The following is a 21573-nucleotide window of genomic DNA, read 5'->3' on the forward strand; positions in this document are numbered from 1 at the left end:
GTGGCTGACGCTAGGAGCTCTGAGACGGACAGCGCTGGAAACAGCGAGCGCTTCGCCCGAACGAAGGGCGGTCGCCAACCGCTGTGTCCGAGCCCCTGTCGGTTCTCGGCGGACAGCGAGTGATCGCGGACCGGCGGACGTGGGCTCTGGGAGCCATCTGGGAGCCGACCTGCTCCCCGGCTCCCCTCCATACCCACCGAGACCAACCGGGACCACGCCCCTGACCAGCACAAACGCAATCCGCGCTGGCGAGATCACCAACCGACCCTCATTCGGGACGAAGAGGTCGTGGGTTCAAATCCCGCCACCCCGACAGCTAAACACCAGGTCAGGCCCGGTACTGAGAAATCAGTACCGGGCCTGATTTGTGTTGAGTGCCTAACTGAGTGTCTACCGTCCTGGATCGGCCTTGAAAATGTCGTCCATGGCGACCGCTCCGGTCTGGATCACCGGGCGGATCTGCTTGCGGTAGACCTCCTCCGTGACGGCCGTACCGGAGTGCCCGACCAGCCGCGAGATTTCTTCCAGCGGTATACCTCTGTCGGACAGCAGCGACACGAAGCTGTGCCTCAGCTCGCGCGGCGTCCACTCCCCCGGGTTCACTCCCGCCGCCTTCTCGATGGCCACGCGGAACGCCCGCCGCACGTTCGTGGAGTCCAGCTCCTTACCGACGGCAGAGGCGAAAACGAGACCGGTGGGTCGTGTCTGGCGCCGCCGCGCAAAGACGAGAGCACCAAGCGGCCGTACGGCGTGGTGAGAGCAGCGGCGGTTGCGGCCACGGAGAGGCCCAGAGCGATGAGGAGATGGGCCACCGATTCGTCACCCAGAACCTGGAGGATACCGAGCGCGGAGCCGAGGGGAAGTCCGAGGATGGTGAGGACGCCGAGGGCGCCGCTGATCTGCTGGCTCTCCTGTGTCTGGACGAGCCGGCTGTTGTCTGCGGCTTCTGCCAGGATCTCGGCGAAGCGGACAGGTAGTCGGTGCTGTGCCTGAAAGGCGAGGAGCTAATCGTTGGCCGGACCATGAGCGGTCAGGTGCTGACGCCAGTAAGTACTGCGGAAGTGCGCGATGTTCCGCTCCAGAACAGCCACCCTGCGGGCCAGCCGCGCTCCGTCAAACACTTCGGAAAGCTCGTCGGTGAGTTCGTCGGTGTGGTCACGCTGGAGGGAACCGAGCAGCAAGGCATCAAGGTAGACGGTACGGGCGTGCAACGCCCCGAAGTCATAGAAGTCGCCGTCACCTCGCAGCCGTCCAGGAGCTGACACCCGGAACTCTGCGCTCACACGGCAATGACCTTGACGCCCTGTTCCAGCCCCTTGAAGTCGTCAGCGTTCCGTGTGAAGAGCGGGAGGCCCTGCGCAGCGGCGGTGGCGGCGATCATCAGGTCCATCCGACGAGGGCGGGGATCGCGGTTCGCCTTGACAGTGAGCGCGACCAGCGTGCCGAACCGGCGGGCGGCCTCTCGGTCGAAGGGAACAGCCGCGAACTCCGCCTCGACATCCGCCAGGCGCTGCGCTCGCGTCATCATCTCCACCGGATCCCTTGTCATGCCTACCTCCTGGGCCAGCTCCGCCAGGACGATCGAGGAAACAGCCGCCTCCACCGGCAGGCAACCCGGATCGATCACCTGCAGATCGATGACGACACAGGTGTCCAGCAGTCCGCGCGGCAGCCTGCCGGTCACGTGCGCTCCCAAGGATTGCCGTCGTCCCCGACACGGTCCTCGGCGGCGAAGAACTCGTCGGCCTCGGCGCGCATCCGGGTCGCGTCGATGCGCGGCGCATTGCGCCATTTCCGCTGGAGTTCCTCCACCGGGACAAAACGGCGTCGGGCACCGAGCGGGCGCACCTCGGCGATCTCGGTGCCATTGCGGGTGATGTGGTAGATCTCGCCCGCTTCGACATCGTCGAGCACAGCCTTGGAGCGCGCGGCGAGCTCCCGTTGTGTGATGACCTTCATGGCCCTATCGTATCGCAGCGTAATGCATTGCACTACACGCCTGCTGTGGCCCCCACGCCAACCGAGATCGCCCACTCGGCACCGCGCCGGCCCCGGCCGTGGAGCTTCGGAGCCGGCTGGCCGGCCGCCCCGGGCTCACGATTCACGACACGCGGTGGGAGAACGGGGAGCGTGAACTCGTCCTGTAATAGCCCGCCTCGCAGGCATTGCACGGCGGGAGTCGCGGCCAAGGAACGGCAGAGCTCGTTACTCATGAAGGACGAACGTGAAGGACGACACGGAGGACGGTGCGCCGCTGAATCGGACCGTCGTCGACCTGGGGGCGGGACCGCGGGCGGGCGGCTTCCTCGGGTGGGGGGTTCCGAGTCTGCCACTGGGCACTGACAAGCGCCCGGGCTTGTCAGTGGGACGGCGCAGAATGGGTGCATGACTGAGAACACTGGGCCTGCTCAGGCCGCCGCCGCGTCCGTGCCCGACTGGGAGCAGCGGTTTCGGGCGCCGCGCGTTTCGCTGCCCGACTGGGCCGAGGACGCGCCCGACCGTGCGCTGTTCGTCTCCAACGCGACCGGGACGTACGAGCTGTACGCGTGGGACCGCGCCACCGGCGCGCAGCGCCAGGTCACCGACCGGCCGAACGGGACCACCGACGGGGTGCTGACGCCCGACGGGGAAACGATCTGGTGGTTCAGCGACACCGATGGGGACGAGTTCGGGGTGTGGATGCGCCAGCCCTTCGGGGGTGGCGCCGACGAGCCCGCTACGCCGGGGCTCGAAGCGTCGTATTCCGGCGGGCTCGCGCTCGGGCGGGACGGGGGCGCTGTTGTGGGGCGGTCCACCGATGAGGACGGGTCGACCATCTACGTCGTGCCGGCCGGAGCGGGGGCCGGAGGCGGGGCCGCGCCCGTTGAGATCTATCGGCATCGGGAGTCCGCCGGCGTCGGGGATCTGTCGCACGACGGGTCGCTGATCGCCATCGAGCACACCGAGCACGGGGACGCCATGCACTCCGCGCTGCGGGTCGTGCGGACGGACGGGATCACCGTGACCGAGCTGGACGACACCAAGGGCGGCGAGGTCGAGCTCGGCCTTGAGGTGCTCGGCTTCGCGCCCGTCGACGGCGACACCCGGCTCCTCGTCGGGCACCAGCGGCGCGGTCGCTGGGAGCCCATGGTGTGGGACGTCGCCACGGGCGAGCAGAGCGAGTTGGGGATCGAGCTGCCCGGCGACGTATCGGCCGAGTGGTATCCGGACGGGTCCGCGCTGCTCGTCGCGCACAGCTTCGAGGCCCGCAGTGAGCTGCGGCGCTACGACCTCGCCACGCGTCAGTTGGTGGAGGTGGACACCCCTGCCGGGACCGTGTCGGGTGCCACCGCCCGGCCCGACGGGTCAGTCGAGTACCTGTGGTCCTCTGCGGCGCTGCCGCCCGTTGTGCGGTCGACCTCGGGGGATGTCGTGCTCGATCCGCCGGGCGCCAAGGCGCCGGCGTCCGTGCCGGTCGAGGACGCCTGGGTGGAGGGGCCCGGCGGGCGGATCCATGCGCTCGTGCAGAAGCCGGCGGGTGGCGCGGGGCCGTTCCCGACGGTCTTCGAGATCCATGGTGGGCCCACCTGGCACGACAGTGACGCGTTCGCGAGCGGGCCCGCGGCCTGGGTCGACCACGGGTACGCGGTCGTACGGGTCAACTACCGGGGTTCGACCGGGTACGGGCGTGAGTGGACCGACGCGCTCAAGCACCGGGTCGGGCTGATCGAGCTCGAAGACATCGCCGCCGTGCGCGAATGGGCCGTGTTGTCCGGGCTGGCGGATCCGGCGAGGCTGGTGCTGGCCGGGGGTTCGTGGGGCGGGTATCTGACCCTGCTCGGGCTCGGCACGCAGCCGGACGCGTGGACGGTGGGGCTGGCCGCGGTGCCGGTCGCCGACTACGTCACGGCGTACCACGACGAGATGGAGGCCCTGAAGGCGATGGACCGCACGCTGCTGGGCGGGACGCCGGAGGAGGTCCCTGAGCGGTTCGAGGCGTCGTCCCCGCTGACGTACGTCGATGCCGTGCGGGCGCCGGTCTATATCTCGGCGGGCGTCAACGATCCGCGCTGCCCGATCCAGCAGGTGGAAAATTACGTGGACCGGCTGGCGGAGCGCGGTGCAGCGCACGAGGTGTACCGGTACGACGCCGGGCACGGGTCGCTCGTCGTGGAGGAGCGGATCAAGCAGGTCCGGCTGGAGTTGGACTTCGCTAAGCGGCACCTGGGGTGACGTGACGATGACGATGACGACCATGTAGTACGGACGTGGTGGCCCGGAAAGTCCTCCCGGCTGCCGCGCCGGTGGGGTGACCCCGGCGCGTCCTACGCCGGGGCGGGGACCGTACCTTGGAGGGGTGTACCGGTTCCTGCTGACGCCCCGCTGGTGGGGGCTCCACCTCTTCGTCGTGCTGGCCATCCCCTTCTGTGTGCTGATGGGGTCCTGGCAGCTCGGCCGGTTCGAGGACCGCGTCGCGTCCCACCAGGCCCAGGACGCGAAGCCCGATCCGGGCAAGCAGGCCGCCGTACCGCTCGGCGAGCTGCTGCCCGTCGACACCGAGACGTCGGGGCGCCACACGACGGCGACCGGGCGGTACGCGGAGCAGTTCGTCGTACCCGGCCGGAAGCTGGACAAGAAGAGCGGCTCGTACGTACTGACTCTGCTGCGCACCGACGGCGGCAAGTCGCTGCCCGTCGTACGCGGCTGGATGCCCCCCGGCGCCAAGGCCCCCGCCCCGCCCACGGGCGAAGTCACCGTGAGCGGCGCACTCCAGGCCTCCGAGAACGCGGGCACCGACGGTGTGAACGCGGAGGGCGGGCTGCCCGCGGGGCAGGTCGGGGTGATCAGTGCGGCGACGCTGCTGAACCTCGTCCCGGCCGAGGTCGAGATGTACGACGCCTGGATCACCCTCGACGACGGCGAAGCCGGTCTGCGGCCCGTCCCCGCGGTGGCCCCGCAGGGCAGCGGCCTGGACCTCAAGGCCTTCCAGAATCTGGGTTACACCGGCGAGTGGTTCGTCTTCGCGGGCTTCGTGGTCTTCATGTGGTTCCGGCTGGTCCGGCGCGAGGCGGAAGCCGTACGGGATCTCGCACTCGGCATCCTGCCGGAGGAGACCACGGCCGAGACCACGGCTGAGGCGACGGCTGAGACCGGAGCCGACACCAGCAAGGAAAGCGTCGAGAGCGGCAGCAAGACCGTCTGAGGCATCCAGACACCCCGCCCCCCGAAACCCTGCGTGGGGCGGGCGCCCGCTTCGGCTGAGTCCGCCCCGCCTCCTCCCCCTCCGGGTCCTGTCCCGCTACGACGCCTCCAGCACGCCCGTGCGGTAGATCGTGCCCGCGCACGCGTTCGGGATGTTCGCCGCGGCTCCCGGCTCACCCGACTCCGGTGTGTGGGTCACCGCGATACTGCCGTCCTCCGTGGGCCCGTCGCCCTCGCCGAGCTGCGTCTCCGCGCCGGTCTGGCCCGAGTCGCCACTGCCGGCGCCGCCGTTGCCGTTGCCCGTGCCCTCCGACGCCGTTCCGCCACTGCCGTCCGTGGGCGAGGGGGTGGGCGAGGGGGTGGTTGTCGGGCAGCTGCCCGTCGGCACCCAGGCGAACTTCACCTCGTACGCCATGTCCGGCGCGAGCACCAGGCCCGTCGCCTCCTGCGACGGGTCCGGCAGCCCTACCGCCGCGTCGTTCGAGGTGTGCTCGACCACGTCGATCCGGCCGGAGTCGGCCGCGCCCAGCGCCTGGAAGTTCACCGATCCCGTGCCCGCGACCGCGCAGTCCTGGCCCGACACATTGGCGATCCGGAAGGTCCCGTAGACCTTGCCGTCGGCGTCCGGGGCGCCCGTGCCCGCCGAGACGCCCAACTGGCTCGGCTCGCAGGTCGGCGACGAGACAGGGACCGTCCCCGAGGAGCCGATGTCACCCATGCCACCGGCGCTCGTTCCCGCGCCGGGTGAGTTCTTGTGCGGGTCCTTGCCCTGGTCGGGCTTCTCCGACTTGTCCTTGGAGGTCGGCTTGCCCGAGGGCCTGCTCTCCCCCTCCTTGCCGTCCGGCGTGCGCGTCTGCCCGCCCGTGCCGCCCCGGGTGTCCTGCCCGTGGCCCGCCACGGCCGGGCGCTCGTCGGCCGTTCCGTCGGACTTCGCCACGTGGACGAAGGCCGGGATCGCCGTGCCGACGAAGAGGGCCGCAGCAGCCATTCCGACGATGGCCTGGCGCCGCCGTACGCGTCGGGCCGGGACGGCCTTGCGCAGGTGTTCCAGGGCGCGATCGGAGGGCTCCAGCTCCTGCAACTCCTGTACGGCGCTGCGCATCATCCGGCGCAGGGCGAGCTCGTCCGCGCCGGGAGTGTCCGGCCCGTTGTTCAGCATCGCGTTCCCAGTCGGGTCATTCAGGTTGTTCAGGTTGTTCAGGTCTCTCAGCAGCCTGTCCGGCCAGTCAGCCTCATCCGGGCCCGCGGACTCCGGAACGGTCGCTTCCCGTTCCGTCGCATCGGGGCCGGTCGGCTCGGCGGACATCGGCTCCGAGCACACAGGCTCCGCGTCCGTCGGCTCCGAACAAGCCGGTTCCGCGTCCGCCGACTCCACGCGGGTGGGCTCGTCCGGCGGTCCGTCCGGTCCGTCCGGTCCCTGCCGGCCGGATCGTTCCTGCTCGCTCATGCCATGGCCTCCATGACGACGCGCAGCGCCGCGATGCCTCGCGAACCGTACGCCTTCACCGACCCCAGCGATATGCCCAGCGCCTCGGCGACCTGGGCCTCGGTCATGTCCGCGAAGTACCGCAGCGACAGCACTTCGCGCTGCCGGCGCTGGAGACCGCGCATCGCCTTGATCAGGGCGTCGCGCTCCAGCTGGTCGTACGCCCCCTCCTCCGCGCTCGCCATGTCCGGCATCGGCTTGGAGAGCAGCTTCAGGCTGAGGATGCGGCGGCGCAGTGCGGAGCGGGACAAGTTTACGACGGTCTGGCGCAGGTAGGCCAGGGTCTTTTCGGGGTCACGCACCCGCTTGCGTGCCGAGTGCACGCGGATGAACGCCTCCTGGACGACGTCCTCGCAGGACGCGATGTCGTCGAGGAGCAGGGCCGCGAGGCCCAGCAGGGACCGGTAGTGCGCGCGGTAGGTCTCGGTGAGGTGATCGACTGTTGTGCCCACGGCCATGGCGTCTTCAGCGCCCTCGCGCGTGGACGCGATGGTCGACGGCCGAGCGGCCGGCATGGGTGCGATCACCGGCATTCCGCCGGGCGCACGGGGCCTCCGGAGCGGTAGCACTGTTGCGCCACGTCCCGGGACCGCTGTGATGTTGAGTACCTCTGCCACGCCTGTTGGACACGCTTCCCCCCGACAGGGTTGTACGCAAGAGACACCGCATTTGATGGTGAGACAAATGCCCGCATGCATACCAACCCTTCCCGAATGCCCCATTTATCGCGCCGTTCCGCGGGGCGATCACGAAGACGCTCTCCCCCCAACTGCCGGTTGCAGTAAGGCGGAGAGCGAATAATCGAACAGAACAACATCCCAGTTCAAGTGGTACAGACCTGCGACTTGATCACAAACCATTCACAGGTCACACAAATTCCTCCGCTTACGCGGCCCGCAGTTCGGCGGCGACCAGCTCGGCGATCTGGGCCGTGTTCAGCGCGGCACCCTTGCGGAGGTTGTCCCCGCACACGAAAAGTTCGAGCGCCAGGGGGTCGTCCAGCGACCGCCGCACGCGCCCCACCCAGGTCGGGTCCGTACCCACCACATCGGCCGGCGTGGGGAACTCCCCCGCCGCCGGATTGTCGAACAGAACCACGCCCGGCGCGGCCGCCAGGATCTCGTGCGCCCGCTCGACCGTCACCTCGCGCTCGAAACGCGCGTGCACCGCCAGCGAGTGCGTCGTGATCACCGGCACCCGGACACAGGTGACGGACACCCGCAGATCGGGCCGACCGAGGATCTTGCGCGACTCGGCGCGGACCTTGAGCTCCTCCGACGACCAGCCGTCCTCCGCCAACACCCCGGCCCACGGCACCACGTTGAGGGCCATCGGCGCCGGGAAGGGCCCGGTGTCGTCGCCCACCGCCCGGCGTACGTCGCCGGGCCTGGTGCCCAGCTCCGTGCCCGCGACGAGCGACAGCTGCGTACGCAACGCGTCGACACCGGCGCGGCCGGTCCCGCTCACCGCCTGGTACGACGCCACGACCAGCTCGGTCAGCCCGAACTCGGCGTGCAGCGCGCCCATCGCCACGATCATCGACAGCGTCGTGCAGTTGGGGCTCGCGATGATGCCGCGCGGGCGGGCCCGTACGGCATGCGGATTGACCTCGGGGACGACCAGCGGCACTTCCGGGTCCATCCGGAAGGCGGCGGAGTTGTCCACCACGACGGCGCCCTTGGCGGCGGCGATCGGTGCCCACCGCAGGGCCACTTCGTCGGGTACGTCGAACATCGCGACGTCGACGCCCTCGAAGGCTTCCTCGGAGAGCGCCATGACCTCGGCCTCCACCCCGCGCACGACCAGCTTGCGGCCGGCCGAGCGGGGGGAGGCGAAAAGTCTGATCTCGCCCCAGACATCCGCGTGCTGGGACAGGATTTCGAGCATGACGGCGCCGACGGCCCCGGTCGCTCCGACGACCGCGAGTGTCGGCTTGCCGGTCACCTGCCGGTGCCCCCGTAGACGACTGCTTCGTCGGACTCGCTGTCCAGGCCGAAGGCGGTGTGCACGGCACGTACGGCCTCGTTGACGTCCTCACCGCGGGTGACCACTGAGATACGGATCTCGGAGGTTGAGATCAGCTCGATGTTCACCCCGGCATCGGAGAGCGCCTCGAAGAAACTCGCCGTGACGCCCGGGTTGGTCTTCATACCCGCGCCGACCAGCGAGATCTTGCCGATCTGGTCGTCGTAGCGCAGCGACTCGAACCCGATGGTCGCCTTCGCCTTCTCCAGGGCCTCGATGGCCTTGCGGCCCTCGGTCTTGGGGAGGGTGAAGGAGATGTCGGTCAGCCCGGTCGTCGCGGCCGATACGTTCTGCACGACCATGTCGATGTTGATCTCGGCGTTCGCGATGGCGCGGAAGATCGCCGCGGCCTCGCCCGGCTTGTCCGGGACCCCGACGACCGTGACCTTGGCCTCGGAGACGTCGTGGGCGACTCCGGAGATGATGGCGTGCTCCACCTGCTGGTCCCCTTGCGGCTCGTTGCTTACCCAGGTCCCGCGCAGCCCCGAGAAGGACGACCGCACGTGAATCGGGATGTCGTATCGGCGTGCGTACTCGACGCACCGGTGCAGGAGCACCTTGGAGCCGGAGGCGGCAAGCTCCAGCATGTCCTCGGAGGAGATCCACTCGATCTTCCGGGCCTTCTTCACGACCCGGGGGTCGGCGGTGAAGACGCCGTCGACATCGGTGTAGATCTCGCAGACCTCGGCATTGAGCGCCGCGGCCAGTGCCACGGCGGTGGTGTCCGAGCCGCCCCGGCCGAGGGTCGTGATGTCCTTCTTGTCCTGGGACACACCCTGGAACCCGGCGACGATGGCGATATTGCCCTCGTCGAGGGCGGTACGGATCCGGCCCGGCGTGACATCGATGATGCGCGCTTTGTTGTGGACCGAGTCGGTGATGACACCTGCCTGGCTGCCGGTGAACGACTGGGCTTCGTGGCCCAGGCTCCGGATCGCCATGGCCAGCAGCGCCATCGAGATCCGCTCACCCGCGGTCAGCAACATGTCGAACTCGCGCCCGGCAGGGATCGGGGATACCTGCTCTGCGAGATCGATCAACTCGTCCGTCGTGTCGCCCATCGCCGAAACCACGACAACGACCTGGTGGCCGTTCTTCTTGGCATCGACGACTCGCTTGGCGACGCGCTTGATGCCTTCGGCATCGGCAACGGAGGAGCCTCCGTACTTCTGCACGACAAGGCCCACGTGCGCTCCTCGTTAGTCATTACTGCGGTCGGCTCAGTTTACCGAGCGGACCGGTACCGCCCCTGCCATATCGCATCCTGAGACATACCGCCCACAATGCGACCAGGGGACGACCCGTGCCCGCTCGTTGTGGATGCCTGCCCGCAGGGACGCGTGGTACGCGGAACGTGTGGTGGGTCACAGGGTGGCCGGCTTCTGCTCCGCCTCCTGGAGCAGCTTCGCCTCGCCGACATCCGCAGCCAGCCAGTGGGCCAGCTCGCCGTGGGTGGGGCGTGGGAGGAGGCGGGGCTTCAGGCCGCCCGCCGCGCGTGCTTCGGCTGCGCGCCGGGCCACGTCGACCTGTGCGGGGGCGGCCCGGAAGGTGTCGGGGACGGCCTCCATGGCCTTCGCCGCCTCCTCCGCGTCGTACGCCACCATCTCCTCGCGGCACTCCAGGCACACGCCCCCGATCAGCGTCACCACCGTCTCGGGCTCGTCGCAGCCCATGCAGACGATCACGGCGCGGGTGATGTGGGCCGGCGCGCTCGCCCCGGTGGACTCCTTGGACGGCATTTTCGTCTCCAATCGGGTACGGGCAATTGCGCCCGGGCTGTGCATCGGGTTCGGCAGTCCGTCGGTCAGGGTGTGCGTGAGCTGGTCCGCCGTCACGCCCATCGCCAGCCAGTCCGCTGCGAGGCCCTCCAGCTGGGCGCACTCGGCGGCGGACAGGGTCATCCGTGAGTCCGTACGGTTGAGGCGGGCCAGCGTGCGGTACGCGAGGGAGCGCTCGGCGGTGCCGGGTTGCGGGGTGCCGGGTTGCGGGGCGGCCGGGGTGGGCTGACCGACGAGCCGCCGCTCCAGCTCCGTCAGGTCGATCCCGCGCAGGCCGCCCACGAAGCCCTTCCACCAGTCGTCGTCCCTGGACGTCCGGGAGAAGTACGTCCGCGTCACCCAGCGGAAGCTGTTGTCCTCCAGCTCCAGGTGTTCCTTGACCCGGCGCAGATGCCCGGCGTCGGAGAGGAAGTTCAGCGCCTTGCCGCAGGCCTGCTGGCCGTAGTCGGCGATGTTCGCGGCGAGGGGCTTGTACCCGATCGCGGCGCCATCGGGCAGCCGGTCGATGTACGCCGCGACCGCCGCCTCACGCGGGCGCAGATGTACGAAGTCCGCCTCGCCGCGCGGTTTCTGGTCGGGGGCGCTCCGTTTTCCGTACCCGGTCTTGGCCGAGGGATGGGCATGTGCTGGCAGGGCAGCACTAAAGTTGGCGTCAGCCACGATCGACTCTCATTCGATCCGTAGGTCAGGCCCCGGTTTGGTGTTGGTGCACCGGCCGGGGCCGTTCTTTGTTGCGAACCTAGACTGCCGCCACGCTACGGCGCAACCCGATCACGGAAAGTCATCTCGGCTTGTCAGCGCGAGACTTGAGGGGTGGGGGGAGGGTGGGTGGTTTCCACTAAACCGCCCAATCCTCTGGGAAGAGCTCGGACCCCGAGGCCCGGAACCCGAAGCTTGAGCTCCGGGCCGACCTGCGCCTTCAGCCGCGCGCGGCGTACGTGACGAACGCGGCCCAGGAGGCGGCGGGGAGGGTCAGTTCAGGGCCGGCGGTCAGCTGCTTGGAGTCGCGGACGTGGATGGCGGTGGGGCAGGAGGCGGATACCTCTACGCAGTTGCCACCCTCGGAGTCGCTATAAGTGGACTTGCGCCATTCCAGGGCGACTTCGATGCAGGCGCCGCCTTCCGAGTCGCTGTAGCTGGACTTGAACCACATCAGCTGATCGCTCACAGCTCATCCACCATCCGCTCGATGAAACGGGCCGACTCAGCGGGACTGAGGGCCACCGCGCGGATCATGCTAAGCCGCTCGCTGTGCGAACTTACTACTTCCGGGTCAGATGTCAGTTGGCTCACCATCGGACCTTCGGTGAAGGCGAGGCGCTCATGATCCGGGGTCTCCAAAAGGACCATCGGGCCAAGGAGCGCGGCGGGGACTGCGCGATCGTACGGCAGCACCTGGATGGAGACGTTGCTCCGCTCGCCTGCCCGCATGAGGTGGAGCAACTGCCCGGTGTCCACCTGCGGGCCGCGCAAAGCCGCTTCGTACACAACGAAACTAAGCGCGGCGAGCGGCTTGCGGGTCAGGAGCGACTGACGCTCCAAGCGTGCCGCGACTCGCTCCTCAACCGTCTCTTCGTCCAGCGGCGGACAGTGATTCCCGATCAGCCCGCACATGTACGTCTTTGCTTGCAACAGCCCCGGAATCAGGGCGACTTCGTACCACCATAGGCTGATCGCCTCACGCTCATGCAGCATGAAGTCCTGCGCCCGCGCCGGGAACTTCTCCCGCTTCAGGTACTCCGTCGCCGCGCTCAACTTCCCGTCCGCCCTGAACAGCGCGTCCGCCGTGTCGAGCAGCCGGGGCGTCGGCATGCGTACGCCCTGTTCCATGGACTTGACGGTCGCCGACGAGTAATTCGCCGCCGCGCCCAGCTCCTCGCGGGTCACGCCCGACTGCGTACGCCAGCGGAGCACTTGGTTTCCGCAGTAGCGCCACGTGCCCGGCGGCTGGGGGTCCTGGAGAGACACAGCCCGTACCTCCTCCGGATACACCGCACTGTGTATCCACTCGGTCACTCCCGAGCGTAACCACTTGACCACCAGGCTGTAACCATGAACGACGCAATGCGCATCACCTCGAAGCGGTTTGCCCGCGCCGCCTCCTCCGTGCCTGCGGCCCGCGCCTTCGCGCGTGGGGTTCTCGGGGAGGCGGGCGGCCGGGGCCTCGACGACGTACTCCTGTGCGTCTCGGAGCTGGCGACCAACGCCGTCCGGCATGGAGTGCCCGTGGGCGGGGCGTTCCTGCTCAAGGTGGGTGCGGACGCGCGGTGCGTGCGCGTCGAGTGCCATGACGCGGGCCGGCGCCTCCCCCGCGTCCGGCATCCCGACCACGACGAGCAGGGCGGGCGCGGGCTGCTGCTGGTCGACGCGGTCGCGTCGCGGTGGGGCGTCGGGGAGCGGCCGTTCGGCAAGTTCGTGTGGTTCGAGCTGGACACAGCGGAGCCGGGCGGCCCTCCCGCTCGGGTGGCCGCCCGGCTCACGTAACTGTGCTGCTCAGGTCGCCGTGCTGCTCGTGCGCAGGCCCAGCGGGCCCGCGATCTCCTCCAGCATGACCTTGCCCGCTTCCTCCGCGAGGTCGCTCTCCGCGATGGCCTCGTCCGTGTCCAGGCCGTCCAGCTCCTGGAGGGGCTGGTCCAGGCGGACGTGCGCCAGCAGGGACTGGAGGGCGCGCAGGGTCGCCGAGGCCGTGGAGCCCCAGTTGGAGAAGTACGAGAACTGCCACCACCACAGGGCTTCGCTTGTGCGGCCCGCCCGGTAGTGCGCGAGGCCGTGGCGGAGGTCGGTGACGATGTCCGCGAGGTCGTCGGAGATGCGGCAGGCCACGGGGGGCTTGCGCGGCTCGTACGGGTCGAAGACCTCGTTGTAGACGTCGATCGGGTCGAGCATGATCGCGAAGCGTTGACGCAGGTCGTCGACGTCCGGCTCCGGGCCGAGGTCCGGCTCGTACCGCTCGTCGGGAACGATGTCCTCGTGCGCGCCCAACCGGCCACCCGCGAGGAGGAGTTGGGAGACCTCCAGCAGGAGGAACGGGACAGCGCTGTTCGGCTCGTCGCCCTTTGCCACTTCCGTGACAACGACGATGAAGCTCTCGATCTGGTCGGCGATCTGGACGGCGAAATCGTCCGGATCCTGAATGATCGCGTGCAGCGTGGCGTCAGACATCGAGCAATCGTCTCCCCTCGAAGGCACGGCCCAGCGTGACCTCGTCGGCGTACTCAAGATCTCCCCCGACGGGGAGTCCACTGGCGAGCCGGGTCACTCGCAGACCCATCGGCTTGATCATCCGTGCCAGGTAGGTGGCTGTGGCCTCCCCCTCCAGGTTCGGATCGGTGGCCAGGATCAGTTCGGTCACCACGCCGTCCGCGAGGCGCGTGAGCAGCTCGCGGATCCGCAGGTCGTCGGGGCCCACGCCCTCGATGGGGCTGATGGCGCCGCCGAGCACGTGGTACTTCCCGCGGAATTCCCGTGTCCGCTCGACCGCGACCACGTCCTTGGGCTCCTCGACGACACAAATGACCGACAGGTCACGGCGCGGGTCGCGGCAGATGCCGCACCGCTCCTCCTGTGCGACGTTGCCGCACACCGCGCAGAAGCGGACCTTGTCCTTGACCTCAAGGAGGGTGTGGGCAAGGCGGCGGACGTCGGTCGGCTCGGCCTGGAGGATGTGGAAAGCGATCCGCTGCGCGCTCTTGGGACCGACGCCGGGCAGCCTGCCCAACTCGTCGATGAGGTCCTGAACCACGCCTTCGTACAACGGATTGCCTTTCTAGTCCTGCTGGCCTGCTGGTCGTGCGTCCGGCTTCGGTTCGTACGGTAGTTGCTGCGGGGCCGCCTTAGAAGGGCAGGCCCTGCATGCCGCCCAGCCCCTGGGCCAGCGGGCCGAGCTTCTGCTGCTGGAGGTCCTGCGCGTTCTCGTTCGCGGCCTGGACCGCGGCGACGATCAGATCCGCGAGGGTTTCGGTGTCCTCGGGGTCGACCGCCTTCGGGTCGATCAGCAGGGCGCGCAGCTCGCCGGAGCCGTTGACGGTGGCCTTGACGAGACCGCCGCCCGCCTGTCCTTCGACCTCGGTGCGCGCAAGCTCCTCCTGCGCCACCGCGAGGTCCTGCTGCATCTTCTGGGCCTGCTGGAGGAGCTGCTGCATGTTGGGCTGGCCACCACCGGGAATCACGGTCACTCCTGGCATTTCGACGACGATATTTCGGTAGGGCGAGCCTACGTGTTCACCGGGCAGCGTGCCCCATGCCGTCCGAACAGACTCTTTCGGGTGAGACCCGAAAGCGGGGATCGAACTTCTATACCTGACCACACCCTGTTTCCCGGGTGACATCTCTGGATCCCGGTCCCACGGCCCACCATTCGGCGGTAGGAAGTGGAGGATCATGCGCATCAGTGCGCCTAGTGCGCCGCGTGGGGCGGCCGGTGCGCCCAGTGCGTCTCCGTACGCACACGGGCATTGCACGTCACACCAAGTCACCTTTCGTCACTGCATGTCGCATCACGTCACCGCATGTCACGCAGGGTCGGGAACAGCCAGAGCGCAGAGGAGTACCCGGTGAGCCAGCCGGAGATGCAGCCCGAGGGGCCGGCCCGGAAGGAGGCGGGGGAAGCCGAGAAGCCGTACGACGAGGACGATCTGACCGGGAGGCCCTTCCCCCTCGGCGACTGGGGCGAGCCCGCGGAGCGCCTCGACGAGCTCTACCGGTGGGTCGAGCAGGGCGCGCTGCGCACCGCCGACTGGTACCTGGCCGACCGCGCGTGGAAGCGGCGCGGGGCGCGGGTGCTGCGGGCGGGGACGGCCGTCGGCGTGATCACCGGGGCGGCGCTGCCGCTGCTCGACGTGACCGGGGCGCTGAACGACGTGGCCGGGTGGGGCTATGTGTCGCTGCTGCTCGGCGCGGCGTGCACGGCCTGCGACCGGTACTTCGGGCTGACGTCTGGGTGGATGCGGGACGTGGCCACGGCGCAGGCCGTGCAGCGGCGCTTGCAGGCGCTCCAGTTCGACTGGGCGTCGGAGAGTGTCCGCGAGGTGCTGGGGCCCACGGACGGGACGGCGAGCGAGGCTGCGGAGCGGTGCCTCGTGGTGCTGCGGCGGTTCTCCGACGATGTGACGGAGCTGGTGCGCTCGGAGACGGCGGACTGGATGGTGGAGTTCCGGTCCGGCCCTTCGCCGCTGGCGGTGCAGTCGCTGGGCGCGAGCGGCGGCGGAACGGGAGGCAGCGGGCGCCCGGACGGGCCGGTGCCGCCGGGCCGCTACGCGCTGCCGCCCGGGACCCGGCCGAACATGCCGCGCCAGCGGCCACCGGAGTCACCGCGCTGAGCGGTTCGAGTGCCCCTGGGGGCGTACGGGCCCCGCCACGCGCCCCCTGCGTCGGTTTGTGCGCCGAGGGCGGGTGGCGGGTGAGGTCTGCGGATCTCGGATCAGCTGAAGATGATCATTGACCCCTGGCCGAGACTTCTCGTGGCCGCCGCGTGCAGACCCAGCCAGACATGGCGCTCCCGGGCGAACGGGTTGTCGTCGGGCGGCTGCGGGCCCGCCGGCTCCTCCAGCGTCGTGGGGCGCTCGGGCGGGCGCGGTGGCGACGGCGGGTTCGCCGGGTCTATGCCGATCGACCTGGCCACCACCTCCAGCTCCCGCAGCAGACCCTGCGTGGAGCCCAGGGGGCCGCCGCCCGCCAGCAGCTCCTCGTTGGACAGCGGCGCCGCGTAGTCCACCGGGACATACGCGCCCGCGTGGTCGTAGTGCCAGACCAGGTGCGACTGCTGGGCCGTGGACTCGAACATCTCCAGGAGCTGCTCGTAGTCACCGCCCAGCGCGTCGACCGGGCTCACCTCCAGGCCGCAGAGCTGGAGCAGGTACGCGCGGCGCAGGAAGTGCAGGGCGTCGTAGTCGAAGCCCGCCACCGGGGCGACATCGCCCGAGAGGCCCGGCATGTAGGCGAAGACGGGAACGGTCGGCAGGCCCGCTTCGGTGAGGGCCTTGTCGTACGTAGCGATCTCTTCGGCGAAAGGATTGTCGGGGCTGTGGCACAGCACATCGACGAGGGGGACCAGCCACAGGTCACAGGCCACGTACGGCTCGCTCTCCACTGGATACGTGCGACGGTCAGGGCAGCGTAGTGCTCCGCGCACGCTGCGCACAGTTCGCGGGTCAACTACGCCCGCGCACATCCCATACCCACACGCCGCCCACGGGCTCCCCGTCACGCCCGAGCAACTTCGTCACGGCGGTGTACAGCGCCTCCGCGTTGTCCTGCGGGGCGAGCACCACGATGCCCGCCCGCCAGTACTCCAGGTCGGCCCGCGCCTGCGCCTGCCAGTTGGGGCCGATGGGCGGGATCTTGGCGCCGTAACGGATGTCGCGCAGCAGGGTGGAGGTGTGCCGCGAGGGCGCGCCGTAGATGCCGGTGCGCTCCTTGCCGAACGGCCCATTGAAGTAGCCGCCGGGCACCGGGAAGTCGCGGCCGGTCGTCGCGGACTGCCAGCGCAGGGCCTCTGCGTTGCCGGGGTCGGGGAGCGGCACGGGGACCAGGGATTCGCCCTCGCCCAGGTACGATTTCCACATGCCGTCGGCGATGAACGGGGGTATCTCGGGGCGGTCCCGCGTCGGCATCGTCGTCGGCACGATGGGCAGCAGCGCGAGCGCCACCGCGACCAGGCCGAGGGTGCGGCTCAGGTCGGGCGCCCGGCCCTCCCCAACTCCCGCATTCCGCGTACGGTCCGGCGCATCCCCGTCTACGTCCACGGTTCGCGTCGCCCACAGCTGATCCACCGCGAGCGCGATCAGGATGCCCAGCGCCGGGGCGCAGATCATCGCGACCCGCGACTCGATCACCGACTCGAAGAGCGGCTGATGGGCCAGCGCCCGCCACGGCCCCGGCAGCACCACATCGGTGTACGGGATACGGAACTTGGGGCCGAGGGAGAGCAGCGCCGCCGCGAGCACAGTGAAGGTGAGCGCCTTGACCAGGGCCAGGCGCCACAGGCTCAGCACGATGGCGAGGACCAGGCCGGCGAGCGGCCAGCCGTAGAACGCGTTCTGCTCGGTGCGGTTCATGGCGAGCGGATCGGCCCGCGCCTCGTCGCCGGCCAGCGCGCGCCCGGAGAACTCCAGGAAGGCGAGCGGGCTGTTGCCGGCGTTGTCGCCGTGCAGCACGCTGTGATAGCTCTGCGGGCCGAAGAACTGCCAGTACAGCGGCACCGCGACGAGCGGCAGGCACACCGCGACGGCGATCCCGAGCCCCTTGAGCAGGGGCCGCCGGGCCGCCCGCGCGACGTCGGGGCGTGCGAGCGCGTACGAGAGCGCGAAGAGCAGCATCCCCATCGCGGCGAGCAGCAGCGGTTCCTCGCCGAGGAAGATCTGGTACGTCGCGAAGAGGCCGAGGAGCACCCCGTCGCGTACGACCCTCTTGCCCTTGCCCTCGCCCTCACCCTCACCCTCGCAGAGCCGCAACGCGCGGTCGATGATCACCGGGATCATGAACAGCACGGCGAAGTTGGGGTGGGCGTTGGCGTGCGAGATCATCGGCGGCGCGAAGGCGCACAGCCCGGCGCCGACCGCCGCCGCCCACCGGTGGTGGACGAGGCGCTTCGCGATCAGCCAGTACCAGGCGACCGCGGTCCCGGCGAGCCCCAGGGTCAGTACGAGCGCCCAGGTCACGGTCGGTCCGAAGAGCAGGGTCACGGGGGTGAGCGGGACGGACAGGCCGAGCATGACGGTGTTGGCCATCAGGTTCACGCCGTTGGGGAAGTTCTGCACGGTCGTGAAGAGCGGGTTGCGCAGCTGCGCGACGTTGTCGGCGGTGACCGCGAAGAACCACTCCCACTGGTTCTGGTCCTGCCCCGAATCGGCGAGATAGCGGTGGTCCAGATCGGCCCACAGGTCCCTGTAGAGGATTACGGACCCGAGCAGGAAGAGGCCGACGACAGCGAGGTCGACGCGCCTGACCCGTACCTGCCGTGCGGCGCGCGCCTTGAGCCGTACGAGCTCGAACAGCACCTTGCCGTAGTCGACGGGCCGGACCTTGGACCCCTCCTGGTGCGACCACCGCACCGGAACCTCGGCCACCGGCCACCCCTCCCGCCGGAAGAACCGCAGGATCTCCACGTCGATGCCCCAGCCGTCGAGGCGGGCGTCGGCGAACGCGGTGCGCGCCTTGTCCCCGTCGAACAGCTTGAAGCCGCACTGGGTGTCCTTGATGCCGGGCACGGCGACGGCCCGTATCAGCCGGTTGCCGAGCCGCCCGAGCCATTCCCGTACGCGCCGCTGATGCACCTCTATGGCCGAGTCGGGGTGCGCGCGCGAACCGATCGCGGCGGTCAGCGACTCGTCCGCCAGCTGCTTGTCGAGCCGGTCGAGCTCCTCGATGGGGGTAGCCAGGTCTGCATCCGTAACAAGCACCCGGTCGCCGTACGAGGCGAGCACACCGAGGCGCAGGGCGTGCCCCTTGCCGCGGTTGGCGTCACTCGCGACGAGGTGGATGCGCGGCTCGTCGGCCGCTGCGGCGAGGACGGCGTCGGCGGTCCCGTCGGTCGAACCGTCGTCGACGACGATCAGTTCCCAGACACCCCAGCGGCCCGGATCGGCGCGCAGATGCGCGCAGATCGCGTCCAGTGTGGGGCCCAGCCGCTGTTCCTCGTTGTACGCGGGGACGACGACGGTCAGATCAACACTCACCGCGACGGCCGCTCCAGCTGCGCGGGGCGCCCGGAGCTCGCGGATCGTTCCTGCTCCTGCTCCCCCAGGCACTCCAGGTGTTCCGCCCAGGCCAGGGCGCTCGCGTGGTACGCGCCGATCGCCTCGCGCACTTTTTCGCTGTCCCCTCGCGTGACCGCTTCGACGACGTCCGGATAGCCGCTCCACAGCCGCTCCCGGATCTTCGGGTCGACGCGCAGATACGGCACGGAGAAGACCCAGCAGCGGACGCGCAGTTGGTGCAGGAACTCCGAGATGAAGGGGTTCACGATGAGCGTCCCCAGCTCCCGCCAGAACCTCAGGTCGTACCCGATGAGGATGTCCAGGTCCCCGGCCCGCGCCGCCCGCGCGGCCTCGTCGGCCCGCCGCCGGACCGACACCAGCACGTCGACGCGCGCCCGGCTGAGGGCGCTCGTGGCGAGCTTGCGGAAGATGCCGTCGCTGATCAGGGAGCGCGCCTCGACCATGCCGCGGAAGTCGTCGACAGAGATCACACAGACGCGAAAACCGCGGTGCTGATCGGCATCGAGCAGGCTCTGCGCGGCGAGATCGACCAGCGCTTCCCTGACCGGCGTCGCGGAGACCCCGTACTGCTCGGCGATCTGCTTGACGGTGAACTCCTGCCCCGGCCGCAAGCGCCCCGCAAGCACCTCGTCACGCAGCGCGTCGGCTATCTGCTGCCGCAGGGTGTTGCGGGTCACAGGTCCGCTCGCGGGCATGGCGTATTTCCCCTTCGTCTGGCTTCGGACACCTTAGGCGCTGTCCGAAGCGACCCGGAGAGCCAACGGGGGGCGGGGAGCGCGGGAGGGGCGCACGGGGGGCGCGGGAGACCGGCGGGCGCCCCACAGCGGGAGGGCTGCGGAGGCCCGCCGGTCCGCTTCCCGGGGTGACGAGGACTACACGGCACACGCGGGGGCGTGAGCGGGGGCGCGGATGGGGCGCGGATGGGGCGCGGAATGAGGTCAGCAGGCGCCGGGGCGGGCGTACACCGTGATCTGCGCCTGGGTGACGCGACTGGTGCCACACGCCTCGAAATGCGCGCGCAGCACCGCCCGCTTCACCGCTTCCTGCTCGATCGCGTCGAGCGGCTGCCCCGAAACGTCATGGACCACGACGATCCGCTGGGCGGCCAGCATGCGGGCGCGGATCAGGTCGGGCGGGAGCTCGGCGCCGAAGAGCGTGTTCGACGCGACCGGGGAGCGTTCGAGGGAAAGGTCCTCCAGTCCACGGAAATCGTCCGGCGCGGCCAGCGTCCACACCCGACGCCGGGCGGGCGTGAAGAGCAGCCCGTCGCCCGGCTCGCCCGCCTCCCGCACCGCGCGGGCCACGGCGAAGACGTCGTTCTTACGGCTCTCCGGCACACGCAGCTCCAGTCCGACCGGCAGCAGCGCCACCAGGGCCCCCACGGCCGTGGCCGCGGCGACCGTCGGGCGCCAGAAGCGGTCGAGGACCGCGCCCGCGAGCAGGGCGAGGCCGATCGCGGTGAACAGGACGTACCGGTCGACGTACAGCTGGCGCAGCGGTGACAGGAGCATCAGCAGGGCGGTGGGGAGGACCAGAAGGGGCAGCGCGAGGGAGTGCAGGCGGATGGGGCCGTGCGGGCGCGTAGGGACACGGGCGCAGGCGAGGCCGAGCAGGGCGGTCGCCGCGAAGACCAGCAGCTCGTACGCACCCGGATCGCCGATCCAGTCGACTTGCGCCGACTGTGTGGCGCTGAAGAGCGCGAGCGGCGCCAGGCCGACGGCCACCGATCCGGCGGCCGTGCCCCAGGCCCGTACGACCGGGCGTGACAGTCCGGAGCGCCAGACGGTGACGCCGTGGGCGAGCAGTGCGAGGACCGCGAACTCGTGCAGCAGGCAGGCGCCCAGCATGGCGGCGGCGTACCCGGCCCATGCGCGCTTACCGGACAGCCCGTCGTCGCACGCGTCCAGCAGCAGACAGGTCCCCCAGGCGACCAGGGCACACACCAGCGCGTACGAACGGCCCTCCTGCGCGAACCGCTGGACATTCGGCAGCAGAGGTAGAACGAGTCCGGCCAGTAGCCCGGCGCGCGGGCCCGCGAGGCGGTGGCCGAGCAACGCGACCGCGCCGGCCGCAGCGGCCGTCGCGAGGATGGAGGGCAGCCGGAGTGCGACGAGGTCGCCGTCCCAGAGGGCGAACACCGCATGCATGAGGAAGTAGTAGAGGCCGTGCACGACGTCCGCGTTGGCCAGCGTGTGCCAGATCTCCGGGACGCTCCGGTGCGCGATCTCGTACGTGACCGCCTCGTCGCCCCACAGCGTCCCTCCGCGGCGGATTCCCCACAGCCCGATGGCCAGCGCGGTCACGGCGGGCACGAGGGCGGCTGTGCGGCGGGACAACTGCCGCTCGGGCAAGGGCGATTCTGGGCGCACGACGGCGTGGTGCACGG

General features: G+C 69.9%; 22 protein-coding genes and 1 pseudogene. 5 read left to right on the plus strand and 18 right to left on the minus strand.

Going from position 1 to position 21573, the window contains the following annotated elements; all coding sequences use genetic code 11:
* Nucleotides 1-390: 390 nt before the first annotated feature.
* A pseudogene (locus ABCR94_RS02290) lies at nt 391-693 on the minus strand (tyrosine-type recombinase/integrase); the annotation flags it as partial.
* 110 nt (nt 694-803) lie between these two features.
* Here ABCR94_RS02290 and ABCR94_RS02295 point away from each other — a divergent pair.
* On the plus strand, nt 804-977 hold the full coding sequence (locus tag ABCR94_RS02295) for a hypothetical protein (RefSeq protein ID WP_347117252.1): 174 nt from the start codon (nt 804-806) through the stop codon (nt 975-977).
* Between the two features lie 27 nt (nt 978-1004).
* On the opposite strand, the gene ABCR94_RS02300 is transcribed toward ABCR94_RS02295, so the two are convergent.
* Genes ABCR94_RS02300 through ABCR94_RS02310 form a run of 3 tightly spaced genes read right to left on the minus strand, consistent with a single transcriptional unit; the run spans nt 1005 to nt 1959 of the window.
* Nucleotides 1005-1283, minus strand: coding sequence for a hypothetical protein (locus ABCR94_RS02300; protein WP_347117253.1), 279 nt, complete (start codon nt 1281-1283; stop codon nt 1005-1007).
* Entirely contained in the window at nt 1280-1684 is a 405-nt protein-coding gene (locus tag ABCR94_RS02305; RefSeq protein ID WP_347117254.1) for a type II toxin-antitoxin system VapC family toxin, read from the minus strand. Before ABCR94_RS02305 ends, ABCR94_RS02300 begins: the two co-directional genes overlap by 4 nt.
* Entirely contained in the window at nt 1681-1959 is a 279-nt protein-coding gene (locus ABCR94_RS02310; protein WP_347117255.1) for a type II toxin-antitoxin system Phd/YefM family antitoxin, read from the minus strand. Before ABCR94_RS02310 ends, ABCR94_RS02305 begins: the two co-directional genes overlap by 4 nt.
* Before the next feature lie 426 nt (nt 1960-2385).
* Here ABCR94_RS02310 and ABCR94_RS02315 point away from each other — a divergent pair, with 426 nt between their 5' ends.
* Entirely contained in the window at nt 2386-4212 is a 1827-nt protein-coding gene (locus ABCR94_RS02315; RefSeq protein ID WP_347117256.1) for a S9 family peptidase, read from the plus strand.
* A 124-nt stretch (nt 4213-4336) separates the two neighbouring features.
* Nucleotides 4337-5182, plus strand: coding sequence for an SURF1 family protein (locus ABCR94_RS02320; protein WP_347117257.1), 846 nt, complete (start codon nt 4337-4339; stop codon nt 5180-5182).
* A gap of 96 nt (nt 5183-5278) precedes the next feature.
* On the opposite strand, the gene ABCR94_RS02325 is transcribed toward ABCR94_RS02320, so the two are convergent.
* From ABCR94_RS02325 to ABCR94_RS02355, 7 genes are all read right to left on the minus strand, one after another.
* Entirely contained in the window at nt 5279-6628 is a 1350-nt protein-coding gene (locus tag ABCR94_RS02325) for a hypothetical protein (protein ID WP_347117258.1), read from the minus strand.
* The gene (locus ABCR94_RS02330) at nt 6625-7284 is read right to left on the minus strand and encodes a SigE family RNA polymerase sigma factor (protein WP_521976010.1); all 660 of its coding nucleotides are present in this window, start codon (nt 7282-7284) and stop codon (nt 6625-6627) included. Before ABCR94_RS02330 ends, ABCR94_RS02325 begins: the two co-directional genes overlap by 4 nt.
* Before the next feature lie 268 nt (nt 7285-7552).
* Complete coding sequence (locus ABCR94_RS02335; RefSeq protein WP_347117260.1) at nt 7553-8611, minus strand: aspartate-semialdehyde dehydrogenase; 1059 nt, start codon at nt 8609-8611, stop codon at nt 7553-7555.
* Nucleotides 8608-9879: an aspartate kinase gene (locus ABCR94_RS02340; RefSeq protein WP_347117261.1), complete on the minus strand. Its 1272-nt coding sequence runs from the start codon at nt 9877-9879 to the stop codon at nt 8608-8610. The genes ABCR94_RS02335 and ABCR94_RS02340 overlap by 4 nt, the downstream gene beginning before the upstream one ends.
* A 177-nt stretch (nt 9880-10056) precedes the next feature.
* Entirely contained in the window at nt 10057-11130 is a 1074-nt protein-coding gene (locus tag ABCR94_RS02345; RefSeq protein ID WP_347117262.1) for a hypothetical protein, read from the minus strand.
* A gap of 259 nt (nt 11131-11389) precedes the next feature.
* Nucleotides 11390-11638: a DUF397 domain-containing protein gene (locus ABCR94_RS02350; protein ID WP_347117263.1), complete on the minus strand. Its 249-nt coding sequence runs from the start codon at nt 11636-11638 to the stop codon at nt 11390-11392.
* Entirely contained in the window at nt 11635-12438 is an 804-nt protein-coding gene (locus ABCR94_RS02355; protein WP_347117264.1) for a helix-turn-helix domain-containing protein, read from the minus strand. Before ABCR94_RS02355 ends, ABCR94_RS02350 begins: the two co-directional genes overlap by 4 nt.
* Nucleotides 12439-12522: 84 nt before the next feature.
* Between ABCR94_RS02355 and ABCR94_RS02360 the strand changes: the two genes are divergently transcribed.
* On the plus strand, nt 12523-12954 hold the full coding sequence (locus ABCR94_RS02360; RefSeq protein WP_347117265.1) for an ATP-binding protein: 432 nt from the start codon (nt 12523-12525) through the stop codon (nt 12952-12954).
* A gap of 9 nt (nt 12955-12963) precedes the next feature.
* Here the strand turns inward: ABCR94_RS02360 and ABCR94_RS02365 are convergent, their stop codons facing one another.
* The 3 genes from ABCR94_RS02365 to ABCR94_RS02375 all read right to left on the minus strand — a co-directional run bounded on the left by ABCR94_RS02365 (nt 12964) and on the right by ABCR94_RS02375 (nt 14639).
* Complete coding sequence (locus ABCR94_RS02365; RefSeq protein ID WP_347117266.1) at nt 12964-13632, minus strand: DUF5063 domain-containing protein; 669 nt, start codon at nt 13630-13632, stop codon at nt 12964-12966.
* A complete protein-coding gene (gene recR, locus ABCR94_RS02370; RefSeq protein ID WP_347117267.1) occupies nt 13625-14224 on the minus strand; it encodes a recombination mediator RecR in 600 nt (199 codons plus the stop codon). Before recR ends, ABCR94_RS02365 begins: the two co-directional genes overlap by 8 nt.
* A 79-nt stretch (nt 14225-14303) precedes the next feature.
* Entirely contained in the window at nt 14304-14639 is a 336-nt protein-coding gene (locus tag ABCR94_RS02375; RefSeq protein WP_347118426.1) for a YbaB/EbfC family nucleoid-associated protein, read from the minus strand.
* A 384-nt stretch (nt 14640-15023) separates the two neighbouring features.
* Between ABCR94_RS02375 and ABCR94_RS02380 the strand changes: the two genes are divergently transcribed.
* Entirely contained in the window at nt 15024-15788 is a 765-nt protein-coding gene (locus tag ABCR94_RS02380; protein ID WP_347117268.1) for an SLATT domain-containing protein, read from the plus strand.
* A gap of 101 nt (nt 15789-15889) precedes the next feature.
* Here ABCR94_RS02380 and ABCR94_RS02385 read toward each other — a convergent pair whose 3' ends face one another.
* From ABCR94_RS02385 to ABCR94_RS02400, 4 genes are all read right to left on the minus strand, one after another.
* Nucleotides 15890-16540: a putative DNA-mimic protein gene (locus ABCR94_RS02385; protein WP_347118427.1), complete on the minus strand. Its 651-nt coding sequence runs from the start codon at nt 16538-16540 to the stop codon at nt 15890-15892.
* 79 nt (nt 16541-16619) lie between these two features.
* Nucleotides 16620-19145, minus strand: coding sequence for a glycosyltransferase (locus ABCR94_RS02390; protein ID WP_347117269.1), 2526 nt, complete (start codon nt 19143-19145; stop codon nt 16620-16622).
* Nucleotides 19142-19882: a GntR family transcriptional regulator gene (locus tag ABCR94_RS02395; RefSeq protein ID WP_347117270.1), complete on the minus strand. Its 741-nt coding sequence runs from the start codon at nt 19880-19882 to the stop codon at nt 19142-19144. Before ABCR94_RS02395 ends, ABCR94_RS02390 begins: the two co-directional genes overlap by 4 nt.
* A gap of 243 nt (nt 19883-20125) precedes the next feature.
* Nucleotides 20126-21556 carry a glycosyltransferase family 39 protein gene (locus ABCR94_RS02400; protein WP_347117271.1) on the minus strand — a complete coding sequence of 477 codons (1431 nt, stop codon included), beginning with the start codon at nt 21554-21556 and terminating at the stop codon, nt 20126-20128.
* Nucleotides 21557-21573 lie beyond the last annotated feature (17 nt).

Source organism: Streptomyces changchenzhani, from assembly GCF_039766235.1.
Lineage (GTDB): Bacteria > Actinomycetota > Actinomycetes > Streptomycetales > Streptomycetaceae > Streptomyces.